We start from the raw sequence: 13,365 nt of genomic DNA on the forward strand, positions 1-13,365 counted from the left end.
CATTATTGTCGGCAATGTTTTTGTTGGCGGCATGTGCGGATAGTCACCAACTCATGAAGTCGAACAGCACATCCGGCTTTTCGATGGCCCCCGACGAGCCCCTGTACGTCTCGGTCCCACGTGATGGCGTCTATGGTTCGCAGCGGTATACCGGGTCTGGGATGACCACGGCTCAGATACTTCAGGGCGCCTTTCTCAAGTACGCAGATAACGTGAGTTATGGCAATTCCACTCAATCAAGAAGTGAGGCGTGGGACGCTGCCATGCAGGCAGGCGCTATATATCTGGTATTCCCTACTATTGTGCACTGGGAGGACAGGGCGACAGAATGGTCCGGCAAGCCTGATCAAATCGAGGTCAAGGTTCAGGTGATAGACGTCGCGACCAATACCGTCGAAGCCTCCGCGATAGCGAAGGGCCAGAGTGGGTTGGCGACCCTGGGTGGGGACCGGCCCCAGGATCTGCTGTCGAAGCCCGTCAATGAATTCGTGTCTTCGCTCTACGGCAGGCAGTGACACGATGTCGCTAGTCCCTTGAGCGGGCTTGATAGACAGGCTGCGCTTGCTGCGAGATATCGATCTCTCGTCAGTCATTGGCGCTACACCTCATGACCAGTTGCAAGCGCATCACATCGTCATGTCATTCCCCAACACCCTGTCATGATGGCCAGGCGAGCCAGCATGACAGGGTGCTCGGCCACGATAATAGTATATGGAGTTCGTGAAATGGATTTCACACCCGTCATTACGCAAGTATGGAGTATGTTTGCCTGGATATTGCCCCTTGTCCTGATTGTCGGGATCTTCAAGTCTTCATGGTTCAAGGGGATTCTGGGCGAGTGGCTGGTGCGTTGGGTGGCACGTCGTCGTCTGGATAAGCATGTCTATCGTGCCGTGCACAATGTCACCCTCAAGACGCCGGACGGCACCACTCAGATCGATCACGTCCTGCTCTCGCCGTATGGGTGTTTCGTGCTGGAAACCAAGAACATGAAGGGCTGGATCTTCGGTAGCGAGAAGCAGGCGCGTTGGACACAGAAGCTCCATCGCCGTTCCTTCAGTTTCCAGAACCCGTTGCGCCAGAACTACAAGCACCTCAAAGCGCTGGAGGCGACGCTCGGCGTGCCTTCCGAGTACCTGCATTCGGTGATCATCTTCGTGGGTAGCGCGGTCCTGAAGACCGAGATGCCGCCCAATGTGACGCGTGGCACTGGCTTCGTGTCGTATATCCGCTCTTTCGCGACGCCCGTCTTCAGCGAGGCACAGGTCGAGGCCATGCACGAGGCATTGTTGACGGGGCGCCTGGCACCGACCTTGGTGACGCATCGCGCTCATGTGAAGCATCTCAAGCAGCGCAATGAATCCCCGGCGACACGTCAGTGCCCGAAATGCGGCAGTGCAATGGTGGTTCGCGTGGTCAAGTCAGGCCCGAAGCAGGGCCAGCAGTTTCTGGGTTGCTCGACCTTCCCCCAGTGTCGTGTCACTCAGGCGTTGTGATGACTGCCTTCACGGCCCCGAACGAGGCAACATCCAAACTTGAATTTCGCTGACAGGCACTACCATCGCTCGGCACGGCGGCACTGCTTTTGAATGTGTTGACGTTGCTGCTGCAACCTCGTCCAGCCTTTGCCTTCGAGACCGGCTTGCTGTAGCTGCTCCTTGAGTATGACTGAGTCGGATAGATCAGCGAGCATGGTAACCATCTGTTGAATTTGGCGCTTCACAAACGGATAACTGAATCGGCACTCATCCGAAAAGGCCTGCCAATCGCGCGGTAGCAGCTGCATCGAATTGAACTCCCCGCCGAGGGAGAAGGCCATGTCTGAATCGTAACCGAGCACTATGGTGCCAACGAGGTCATAGGCTGGGGCGATCTGCCAACGACCTCGGGAGTCCTGTAACAAGGACACGTTCTTGGCATGGCCGTCACTGTTGCCAACCAGCACATTGAATATTTGCCAGCGAAGCAGCTGCTGAATGGATGCCGCTGAGGGTCGGCAGGCTTCGCGGACTGTTTGCACGATTTCTCCGAAACGTGGCCCACCGTAAGCCTGGTATTTCTGATTCCGCGACACGCCCATGGCCTGACACAGATCCTCCTGATGCAAACGCTCGACGTGCCCGCTTTCAATACCCAAGCGGTCGTAGCGTTCGACCATCAAGTAAGGATGTCGGCCGGCATAGACCATCGTGGTCCTCGGGCAGGCTATCCCCCCCAAGCGTGCCAGATTGTTCAGATACAGCTCATTCAGAATGACTTGCTCACGCCCTTCGACGGCGAATTTCAGAATATGGGTAGAGGGTTCGATTCCGATAGGTAAATAGAGTGTATCGTTCCACAGTCGCACAGGGATCTTGTCCTGCGCGCCGGCCAGCGAGAGACGAGGGCGTTTGGCCAGAGCTCCTTCGTTCATCAGGGCATACCGCTCGCGAGCACCAGCCCATTGCGCAAGTCGATCGAGCGGCAACTCGCGGTAGTTGTCATCGAGGGATGACGGTAGGGCTCTTGACGGCGGCATGTGATCGCTCGGAAGGATCGTCAGCGCACCAGCACAATCGCCGCCGATGGTCGCCAGTAGCGAGAAGTCGTCGTCTGGTATACCCAGGCGCTTGATCAGCGCCGCCCGGGCTTGCTCTTCAGGCAGCAAATTTGCGAACCAGTGATGCGCCAGAAGGTCTTGGGGCTGCCAAGCCTTTTGGCTTAGTGGCAAGCTGTACGAAATGGCATGCCCGTTCTGTCGCCAGGTATCGTTGTATTCGAAGCCCATCAGTCGGCCATCCGTGCCGCGCCACAACGTCCCTACATGCTGCGTGTCGCGCCATACGTTCAACGAATCCGGCAATATCATGATTCGAATCCCTCCGGAGGAACAGCGGACAGCTCGATGCCTAGCGTATCAAGTACGATCAATATGCGACCCAGCCCGCAGCTGTCACGGCCGTTTTCCAACTCACTCAGAAAGCGAATGCTCAACCCGCAAAGACCTGCAAGGGTTTCAAGATTTAGCCCTTGCTGCTTGCGAGCGCGGCGAATCAACTTGCCAAGCGTTGCGGCATCATGAATGGGAACTGCTTGTGATAGGGGCATGCTAAGACCTTTCACGATAAGAAAGCGGGTTGTTGCAAACAATTTAGTATACTTAAAAATTTCCCTATAGGGAAAATTAGTTAGGTATACCGGAGTAGGCCTTAATTTTTCCCTATAGGGAAAATAGTTGGTGTGCGGGTTGCAAGTGCTGCAATTTTTCCCTCTCAGGACAATTGAGGGCGATCAGGTTGTCAAAGTATCAAGGAGATCATCGCACCACGCATGAACTGCTAATGCTCCATCCGTGTGTACAGACTCGGACGGCCCACTGCACCTCCTGATTCATCCCGACCGCCGGGCGTGAGATGGCGCAGGTGGACTCTGAAGTGCAACACCGCAAGTGATGGAGGGTGATGCATCGGGGTTGGGCTATCTCTAGCCCGCCGTCCACCTGCGCTTCGGCTTCGATAGGCGACAGCCAGTATACGAGTATGCGGCCTTCGCCTTCAGCGTCGCTTCATCAGCTCCAGAAGTACCTCACCATGTATCTCACCCAGCACGTGCGTGTAGTGATGTGTCAGTGTTTGAGAGTTGCGGTGCCCGATCAACTTGGCGAGTAACTCGAGACGATGACCTCGTGCCTTGGCATCCTTTTCCAGTACGTCGTAGACCGCTCGGCGGCAGTTCGCCAGGGCTGGGGGAGTGAAGGACCAATGCCCTCGGCAGGCGGAGGAAAGACGATCCAGGAGCTGAGGGTAGTCGTCGCTGTAGAGGCGAAGTACGAGCCACGAGATCGCGTTGTGCCTCAAGAGATGAAAATCGAAGTGGATGTCCTCCAACTTCAGTCCGGGCGTGAGGGCACCTCGGAGAGACTGCCGGGCCCATGCCATGAGCGGGGTCAGCAGGCTCTCTCTTGAATAGCCCAGCGGAGAGCTTTCTGGCCCCAGCAAGGCAATGTTCTTCAAACGATGCTGGCCAGCAAAGGACTCTCGGCGCCTATCAATCCATTCTTTCACCAGCGTCATCAATTCTGGGGATATCAAAAGGTGAAGAGGAACGCTGCGACGAGCATTTGCGGTCTTCCCAGCATGGATTTCTACGTAACAGTAGGTGGGGCCGTCGTCTCCCGGCTGATTGATGATGACGTCATGCAGTGTCAATGCCATGACTTCTCCAGCTCGCAGGCCCCCGTAGTAGCCAAGCAGGAAGGCGATCAGCCAGCTGCGCCGCAATCCACTCCGTCTTTGGGAGAGCGCCCGGGTCAGATGTTCCGCCTCGTGCGGCATGATCAGATGTGTACGCAATGTACTGATGAAGCGACCTCCCTCACCCTGCACGGGGGGAATACCCGTTAATCGATCGTTACCTTGGCAGAAGCTGATGAACTGATTGAACGTCTGGAAGAAGTTGTGGGATGTCGAAGTGTCCCAGCCTTTCTGAGTCGGTAGCTGTTCGCTGATCGCCTCCATCAGTTCTCCATCCCAGAGCGTCAACCATGGGATATCGGGCAACATCATCATGGAGGTGGGCGTCAGACGACTCAGGTAAGTCCTGAGCGTGCTGGCTTTATTGCCTTGAGTGCTCGATTGATAAGACAGCCATAGCAGTATCCAGAGTGGGTAGCTGTCTTCGCCCAGCATGTGTATCAGCTTCTTCGCGTAGCGAGACGTAATGGCGTCATGCCGCTGGATTGCGGATCCCCCTCTGGGGTTTATCAGACCTTCATGCTCCAGTTCGGTGATATACGCATATAGTTGGTTGCCTGCTTTCACATACCAGTCTGTTGATAGTTGATCCTGCCGGTATCGGGGAGAGGTAGATGGTGACGATTCGTTGCTCCTGTCGCCTCCTCCCATAAGGAGTTCAGGGGTGTGAAGATCGGTCTCGATGTCTTCCGGTTCAGAGACATCCATGGCTCCAGAAGCGCTCGACGTACCGGAGGTAGGGAGGGGGGCCGCCGATAAAAGGAGGCTTTCGTCATGCTGCCAAGGAGAACGCCAGCTACACACTGGCAGGGGATAGCGCCGAAGCAGCTGTGACCAGAGGGGCGCAGGGCCCAGCAATGTCGTGCACCGGAAGGCATGACGAAGCAATGATCGGACATTCTTCAGCGAAGCGGAGGAACCAGTCCTGCGTGGTGCCTGGCTATCTAGCAGCTGTGACAGACCGGTGACCAAGAGCTGATCCAGATGGGCAGCTCGCGCTTCCAATGGACTGTTCAGGTCCAGCATAGCATCCGAGGAGAACCACCATACATCGGCTTGCTGGGAGGAGGTGGCTGGTGATGGAACAGGGGACTGACGGCAAGCCCTGAGTAGCCTCCTGAGATGATTCGGGATTTTTAGCCGGTAATGGGCTGGATGTGATCGAGATAACTCTGGCAGACAGCCGATGAACCAATGGTGGGGGCCGCGCTTGGTGTTCAGGCGTGGCAGGTGCTCTGGGCTCAAGTTCAGCAAGGTATGGCGAATCACTTCTTCCTCCATCCCCAGCAGGGTACCCATGCTCAAGGCTAGGAAGAGAAGAGACTGCTCTGGCGTACATTGGTTGGCGGGAATGCGCTGCAGGGCGCGTACCGAATCCAGCACCCGTTGCTGAACCTTGATATCTCGTGATGAGGTAGCCGCGGATGAGGGTCTGACCGGGCGTTTGATACTGGTCGGAATCGTAGCCTCGAAGTCAGGCTCTCGGTTGAGATGAGTCAGTACAAGCGCGACTTCCTTGGTGACCTTTCGGGAGCTGAAGTCAAGTTCAGTTTCCTTGGCAAGCTGGATGGCGTTGCGAATCAAGGCTTGTACATCTCGCTGGTTCAAGCGTGTGGCATTGTGTCGAGCGCGAGACGGCTTGGTGGAAGGCGCACTTTGCGCTCTGGCTTGTGCCCTGGTTACCTTTTTCTTATGCCGTCGCCAGGCGTAGCGTGCGACATTCTTGCGGAAATGTCTGAGCTCTTCAGAAGAGGAGAAAAGGCGATGATCTGGATCATCCCAGCGACGGAATATCCTACCCAGTGTTTTCGAAAGCTCGATCGGAGGCAGCTTCGGAGCTGTAAGCGCCTTGAGAGTGCCCTGGGCAGGTACATCGGTTTTCTTCCGAAGATCAATGGTAGTAACAGCGCTCATCCTCTATCTCCTTGAATGGCTGGTCCGGCGTGCTCAATGGGCCATGGGAGGTCGTCTCTGTGAAGCAGATTCGGTGTCAAGCCGCATAGTCTGGCGATATCGGTTAGTGCGCTTCGTGTCGCCGATTGAATCAGGTTCCGATCACTGGACGGGGATTGGAGTGAATGTCCCTGAGTGGTGTGTCCAGCGAGCGCGCTAAATTCAGCGTGAGAAAGTCGCGATTGGAGCGCGGTGATCATGCTATGGCGCGTGATATTGGAAGGCTGGCGGCCCCATTGGCTCAATTCAGTTGCCAAAGGCGAAGGCATGAATGTTGGAAGATCCTTGAGCCACTGCCGCCAGTCAGCATGCTGCATGCATTGCTGCGTCAACATCATTGTCGAGGCATTGAACTTCCATTGAACGGGGTAGGCGATTTGCTCATCCCCAAGAAAATCTCCCTTACCACCCTGGCGTTTCCACCATCGTTGCCATTCCTCCCGCCACTCATGCTGAAGCCGGAGCAATGCGCCAAGGGCGGGGACAAGTGGAATTTGGCGGCTTTCCTGTGCCCGAGCCGAATCCTTGTCGCGTAGCCAGAGCGTATTTTCCAGCTGCTCACATTGGGTTTTGGATCCAATTGGGCGAGCCAAGGTGCAGAGCTGCCATGCAAGTAAGGCCAGCGCCCCCAGTATCTGACCTTGCCGGGCAATGGCTTCGCCGACTGCCCGTAAGTCGCTACTACGATTCCCTTGTGAGGTAATCAATGAGGTAACCAGCATGGCGTGGTTCTTGGTAAGTTGCGTCAGCAAATGAAGCGAACGTTTGAAATAGCTCGGCTCCTGGGCTTTTGTGGATCCCACGGTGTGATCTTCGCGAGGTGTACGACAGTCGTCTTCTAACAAGGGAAATAGGCCAAGCGCAGCTTGAGCCGAGAGAAAAGCCTTCTGAATCTTGTGCAGAGGTATCGTTCGATACGTTGCCGGGGCAGAGAGTGAGAGCGGGAGCTCGCCTCGCAACCAGGTCGCGATCACTTCATCTTCACAGGCAGGTATCACCCAATGATGATGACTGGCGGACACGCGCCTCAACGTCAGAGTACTTCCGGGACGGTTATCCCCCCAGCGCTTGAGTCTTTTCTCGATCAGTGATTTCAGTGCTTCGAAAGGCTGGGCGCCGGGGAGCCATACCTTTTCGGCCATGAGTGACTGATTGAGAGCGTTGGGCAAGGGCAGCGTGATGATGGCTTCGTTAGGTGCCTTGTTGACAGAGTAATGGAGTAGCCCCTCCTCCGGTGACCAGCTGGGAACTTGATCCAGCGTCTGGCAGATGATCCACTCACGATTACTGTCGCTATTGAGAGGCAGCTTTGGGGATCGGGAGATTACCGTCGTCTGCAGTAAGCGCTCAGGCGCTATTCCACTGCAAAGTAGAATGCTAAGAAATGCCAAAGCTTGTCGATCAGCAATGGCACTCCCAGGTTCTATGAGAAATTCCTCATCTTTCGGTGGTTGGAAGATACGTAAAGCTGCTAGAACCTCTTCTTGTGGGCGTAGGCTGATGTCTGCAGATGTCTTGAGACTGCGGGCCTGTTGCAAGAGCTGAACGCGTTCAAGGTGAAGCGCCTGATCGCCTTGTGAAAGCAGCGTGTTATGGAATAGCTCTTTCACTGGGTCGAGGGGTGAGATACTGCTTTGGTTCAGCTCATTAGGTGATGATTCATTCTGATGTTCATTGTCATCTATGAGCTCTTCATCATCCTCTATTAAGGCATGGTCAAGTGCTTGGATTGACCTGTCAAGGGAGCGATAGTCGGTATATTCAGCATGAATTTTGTTAGATTTGTCACTGGCCCAAAGTGGCGAATCACGAAGAATGGTATCGACATATTGACGTCTTTTTTGATTTTCATTGCGAGCTCTATGCTGTTTTCTTATTGGGCTACGAGTGAGCTGGCTCGACTGATAAATTTCGTCAAGCAAAGCGCGTGTCGCTTTCTTATTGCGCAGATGGTTGGGATGCTCCGATGGACGATCAGTTGCTGTATCATAGGCATGAAGAAACTGTTCGAGCAGCTCCAAATCAGCATCGGAAAAATGCTCGGGAGGAGGAACTAACTGCTCTCCCAGGGTAGGGGAAATGGGTCTGGGGAAACTGTTTTGAATATCATCCAGGTCGCCCCAGTCAAGTAGCCGCTTAAGCGTCTTTCTAAGCTCAAGTATCTGGGTGTAATATTTGATGGCAGAGCTACGTCTCACAGTACGACGAGGCTGACAAAAAATCAGTCTAAGCAGCTGTCGGATACTGCTTACGCGAGGATCAATGAGCGATGTAAATCGGTAGTTCACCGTGTAATGAAGGCAGTGAGACATTCTATGATTTCGATGTGACTCATCTTCCATAAAAAATTGGCTTTCTAGAAACTCTTCTACTTGGGGCACAAGATCTGGCACCAAGTAATCGGCGGCAAAGAGGCGAGCACTGAGGCGATATTCTGAGGCAATCAAGGGTGGGAGGCTCCTCTTGAGCCACTCCGGTATAAGGGGCCAGCGGGACCCGATCGCATTGAGGTCGTAATTAGCCAATATTTGGTCAGGTAGTTGGTGTTCACTCACGTGAGAGCCTCCTGTTTATCAGTCAAGCGAACTTGAAAGTGCAAGTCCCATTTGCGGATTCGAGTCGGTTTCCTCCTTGTTATTCGAGTGCTTGCTTTTTTCTTTAGCGTTGCTTTTCTTATTGATATCTGGTTGCTGCTTACTATTATCTTTTCGTTTACTATGAGCGTTTTTACTATTTGTTTCATCGGCAGTAGCGGCGGGTACCGTATTCCTATCTTTAGATACACCGCTTTGATGGGTATTTGTGTTTTTATTTATTTCGTTCATAAATTTCCTGATCGAGTCAACAGAATAACGATGCTTGAACATTGAAGAGACTTGCTTGCATTTTATTGGCAATTTTTGTTGAGTAACTACATTGCTCCATGCGCATTGTAATCTTTTATCACTAATGAAGTTTCTGAGTATATTGTTCCATAACTTCTTTTCGTTAATTTTGATATCGCCAGTGGTATTTAGCTTGTGGATATTGATCCATTCCCAGCCAAGCTCGAGCAGAGGCTGTAGTATCTGGTAATAGAATCTCAGCACCTGGACTTCATCTTCGTTGAGTCTGCCGATATCGATCTCGATGCAAAATACACTTTGTGAGACGGGCACTTTCTGTGTGGATACGATGGCTTTGATGACATGAAAATTCACGAACTCCTCGGAAGTGTGAGTCGACTGAACGTTGCTGCGGAAGCGGACAGGCGCTAGGGGCAGGTTCTCTGTCGCGATCGTTGGTCGAAAAGCATGCTCCTCGTTCATAAGCTCGGCGGTGTCCACCTCGAGTACTCGCTGATGGATGACAAGCGTCTTGTCAGCGCTGATTTTCACTAGTGACGGTGTATAGGTAGCATCTGGCATATTGATGACTCCAACGATGGACAAAGGGGGGCCGAGACGTATGAGAGAATCATTCGTCGAGTTCATGTCCAGCAAACGCGGGTAACTTTGAGTAGTGATGATCAGCCGAGTAATACACCCGACCTGTAGAACGATATTTCTGGGAGTGCCGCCTCCTGATATATCCAAGCTGAATCAGTGTGTACTAATAGCATAACTCAAGTGGCAAGAATCTAAGGTATCTTTTAACCGTCAAAATCGACCGTTTCGAGAGCATTAGGGCTTTTCGACGTCAAGCTTGGTAGATATTTTGTATTACGAGTTCTTGAGTGATTGCTTTTGTCAATTCATCGATTATTGAACGGTAATGCATTGCTCATGTTTATCAAAAGTCGTTGGCGCTGTTTTCGAAGGGGTCTGCGACCCGAATGTACTCCGTCAAGGTGCTGAGATGTCTGTGACCTGTCACGCGTTGTATCTGCTCCAGGCTCTTCCCCCGCAGATGAGCTTCAGTGATCAGGCCAGCACGCATGCTATGTGTGCTGAATCCGCGTGAAGCCAGGTTTGACCGCTCAAGCCCCCTGATCAACGCATTCTGAAAGGCAGTTCGAGAGAGTTTCGAGCCTCCAGGCCTGCCGCCCAGCGAGACGCTGCGAAATACCGCACCTCTCTGGATATGGGCGGCTTCCAGCCAGCGATACAGGAGATTGACGGGGCAGTAGGGGAGCGAGGTATCCGCATGGTGAATGGCTTTGACTTCATGTCGTCCTTCTTGATTGGTCTTGCTGCGGGAGAGCCTGACCAACACGCCTCGTGTATCCCATGTGAGGTGCTCGACACGAAGGTTGAGGACTTCGCTGTAACGAAATGCTCCATAGAACGTCAGGCAGAACATGGCGGCGTCGCGCAGATCTCGCAACTCGCTCAAATCCAGGCTATTCAGCAGCTGATGCAGATCGTCTCGCATCAAGGCTGGTGCACGTTTCACCGGCACTTCATTGAGGCGTGCACAGCCGCGCATAACCCCCTTGATCATTTGCTCATTGCCCAGGGTGGGGCAATTCATGACAAGGTGCCAACGCCGTAACGAGCACAGCTGTCGCTTGAGCGTATTCGGTTTATAACCGTCCTCGAAACACCGGGTGAGGTAGTTGGCAATCTCCGTGTCGGTGCTGGGGAGGGTGCCGCCACGTCTGAGAAACATCCGTATGTCGCTTTGGAAGGCTCGGATGGTACTCGGTGCAAGGCTTGCCATGATCAGCTTTCGTGCCGAGACCGTCAGGCAAAGTCCCGGCAGAGAGTCCTGGTTTCCCTGATAGGGGATCACTTGCATTGCCTGATGTCTCCGTCTTTGAGGCGGGTGGATGCCTGTCGGTGGTCTGGACACCATGAGGGATCTCCATCGATGTCGAAAAGTTGGAATGAGGGCCGATATGCGCTGTGAGGTGGCCATGGAATTTCACGCTATCACCCTTCGTAAATCAGCCAACCCGAAATGCATGCCCTAGAAAGCATGGAGAGTTGAGAGTCACGCATACGCAGGTTTGTCCGAGTAATACCACTGGTAAATGTGCGATTTGTAGATTTTATGATTAGAGTTAAGCTATAAAAAAGTTAAATCATCTGGTGGTCGCGCGGGCGTGGCTGCCGAGCCGCCCCCTGTAATCAGAGCGATACTAGGCGCGCCAAGAAGGCGTTGGAGAACGCCACATCATTTGCCAGATCAAGAGTGATCTCTCGTATTCCCTCTGACAGGCTCACACACTCACTCATGGGGGGCTGAGCATGTAGCGCGCCATGCATGTCAATCGTGGGGTGTTCTCCGCTTGTGCCAGGATCGTTGGAGGCTATTGAATCATTGGCTGGATAGACGTTTGGGGCGGGTAGTGTCGGGGAAGAGAAGGGATCCAGTTGGATCGCAGCATGCTCGTCGGGCAAGTCGTCAAACAGTCGATAGGCGTAGTGTCGTAACGTGCTTTCGTTGAGGGCATAGAAATAGCACGCATCATCCTGTGCATGTCGACGCCGTATGATCCGGCCTAGCACTTGGCGAAAATACTGTTCGGTCCTGACGTGGCTGAGATAGCAACATACCTGCAAGCGGGGAATGTCGATCCCTTCACTGACCATGTTGACGGAGACTATCCACGAGGTATGACCGTAGCGAAACGCCTCAAGTCGTGCGTGCGCTCCTTCTGTCTGGCTGGTAACCAGACACACCGTCTGTCCCATCTGTTTCAGACAATCAGCGATGTCTTCTGCATGAGCAATGTTGGATGCCACCACCAATCCTGCGGCGGTCGGGTCTTTCTCCTGAAGCTGTCGCAAGCGTTGGCAGCTGACGTCCAGCAAATGCTGCTGAGGCCCCGGGTGACGCAGCAAGGCGGCGTAATGCACCCCTGGGTGACGCAGCAAGGCCGGGATGCTTTGGTAATACAGTGTCTCGCGCTGCGCATGCTGTTCTGCCACCAGACGTATATCGTCGTTATCTATCAAATAGATCTGGGGAGTACGGCAGACATCATCCTGGATGGCATCACGCAGGGGATAAGTGAAGTCTGGGATCAGCGCGAGGCGGTCATTGTCGGCCGATGGCAGGGTTGGCACCGATGGCTCGGACGGTGAGGCGTCTTCATGGCTCGGTGCCATATAACGCAGCATGGGAAGGCAGCTGCCATCGGTGCGCCAAGGAGTGCCTGACAAGGCGAGCGTAAAGCGAACATCGCGCTCCAATGCCAAGAGCGCCAATCCCCATTGATTGGCGCCGGTGGCTGCGGAGCTGGTGTAGGTGTTTTTTGCGGTGCACGCTGTCGCGCCGGCGGCATGGTGGCTTTCGTCCCAGACCAACAGGACACGCCCTTGGCGACAGAGTTGCTTGAGGTCCTCCAGGCGGAAGCTGAGCGCTTGATAGGTCAGCGCGATACCGATGTCCCCCAGCCTGCCCTGCATGGGGCGCCCCAGAATCTGCGAAAACGTCTCGCGTGCACGCTCCACCACGGCAGAGGTGGGGCCGAGATAGATGACGTGATCAATGCTCCCGTTGAGAATCAGCTCCTCAGCCAGGACGGCGGCCATCAGCATCTTGCCCGCACCCGGGGTGGCCTGGCACAGGAAATGGGGCCGCTGATCCGAAAGCCGTTGAAGCGCTGTCTCAATACAACGCGCTTGCCAGGCTCTGAGTGTCGGGCTTGTCAGAGAGGGCAGTAATCGATTGATCTGACGTGGCGTCATGAGGCACCTCCAGCATGGCGTTTTGCAGAGAGCGCCAGCACGGCAGCCAGTTGTCCCTGGAGTTCGCAGGCGCGCTGAATTGCATCCTCTTGGAGTGGAGCAATGTCGGGTTTCGCCTCCGGATAGTCCTTTGCCAATTGATAGAGGTGCTCGGCTTCCGCGCTCGCGGCCCGCATGGATTTTTTCAAGGCCCGACGTTGTTCCTGCAGTGCTGCATCGAGCGGTAGATGCGATGTGCTATCGGTTTTCGACGTGGCAAGATCCTGTCGATTGCTCGGCAAGGGGATATCCGGTGAGCGCTCCGAAGTGCTATCGATGAGTTGATAGACGCGGCGACGCTTGCCGATGGTGTCGGATTGCACAACGTGACCATCAATGACCAGGCGATCGATCAAGTCACCGACACGCTGCAGGACAATAATGGGTTTATAGCCCGCCAACTCCGGATGTTTCATCAGCTCGTTGCGGCAGCTGACTTTCGTGAAATGAGTCGGTTTATCCTTCAAGGCTTTCAGCCACTGCTGGAAGTGCTGTTTGATCAACTGTCCTCGCCGATAAGCTGC

Annotated in this window: 10 protein-coding genes; 2 read left to right on the top strand and 8 right to left on the bottom strand. The window is 54.2% G+C overall.

All coding sequences use genetic code 11. From position 1 onward, the window contains the following. Positions 1-53 precede the first annotated feature (53 nt). Positions 54-515 carry a DUF4823 domain-containing protein gene (locus AC26AR_RS06205; protein ID WP_488107753.1) on the top strand — a complete coding sequence of 154 codons (462 nt, stop codon included), beginning with the start codon at positions 54-56 and terminating at the stop codon, positions 513-515. A 246-nt stretch (positions 516-761) separates the two neighbouring features. After that, positions 762-1,496, top strand: a complete 735-nt coding sequence (locus AC26AR_RS06210) for an NERD domain-containing protein (RefSeq protein ID WP_488107754.1) — start codon at positions 762-764, stop codon at positions 1,494-1,496. A 59-nt stretch (positions 1,497-1,555) separates the two neighbouring features. Here the strand turns inward: AC26AR_RS06210 and AC26AR_RS06215 are convergent, their stop codons facing one another. The 8 genes from AC26AR_RS06215 to AC26AR_RS06250 all read right to left on the bottom strand — a co-directional run bounded on the left by AC26AR_RS06215 (position 1,556) and on the right by AC26AR_RS06250 (position 13,344). Next, the gene (locus AC26AR_RS06215; protein WP_279855651.1) at positions 1,556-2,848 is read right to left on the bottom strand and encodes a type II toxin-antitoxin system HipA family toxin; all 1,293 of its coding nucleotides are present in this window, start codon (positions 2,846-2,848) and stop codon (positions 1,556-1,558) included. Continuing rightward, positions 2,845-3,087, bottom strand: coding sequence for a helix-turn-helix domain-containing protein (locus AC26AR_RS06220; protein ID WP_136938067.1), 243 nt, complete (start codon positions 3,085-3,087; stop codon positions 2,845-2,847). The genes AC26AR_RS06215 and AC26AR_RS06220 overlap by 4 nt, the downstream gene beginning before the upstream one ends. Positions 3,088-3,533: 446 nt before the next feature. Beyond that, positions 3,534-6,146, bottom strand: coding sequence for a hypothetical protein (locus AC26AR_RS06225; RefSeq protein ID WP_488107755.1), 2,613 nt, complete (start codon positions 6,144-6,146; stop codon positions 3,534-3,536). Then, positions 6,143-8,632, bottom strand: a complete 2,490-nt coding sequence (locus AC26AR_RS06230; protein WP_417285520.1) for a hypothetical protein — start codon at positions 8,630-8,632, stop codon at positions 6,143-6,145. The genes AC26AR_RS06225 and AC26AR_RS06230 overlap by 4 nt, the downstream gene beginning before the upstream one ends. A 126-nt stretch (positions 8,633-8,758) precedes the next feature. Next, complete coding sequence (locus AC26AR_RS06235) at positions 8,759-9,592, bottom strand: hypothetical protein (RefSeq protein WP_417285519.1); 834 nt, start codon at positions 9,590-9,592, stop codon at positions 8,759-8,761. A 364-nt stretch (positions 9,593-9,956) separates the two neighbouring features. Further along, positions 9,957-10,904, bottom strand: coding sequence for a site-specific integrase (locus AC26AR_RS06240; protein WP_024952250.1), 948 nt, complete (start codon positions 10,902-10,904; stop codon positions 9,957-9,959). Between the two features lie 332 nt (positions 10,905-11,236). After that, a complete protein-coding gene (locus tag AC26AR_RS06245; protein WP_488107756.1) occupies positions 11,237-12,802 on the bottom strand; it encodes a DEAD/DEAH box helicase in 1,566 nt (521 codons plus the stop codon). Continuing rightward, positions 12,799-13,344 carry a hypothetical protein gene (locus tag AC26AR_RS06250; protein WP_024952248.1) on the bottom strand — a complete coding sequence of 182 codons (546 nt, stop codon included), beginning with the start codon at positions 13,342-13,344 and terminating at the stop codon, positions 12,799-12,801. Before AC26AR_RS06250 ends, AC26AR_RS06245 begins: the two co-directional genes overlap by 4 nt. Positions 13,345-13,365 lie beyond the last annotated feature (21 nt).

The organism is Cobetia sp. PS-4MA, from assembly GCF_057670765.1.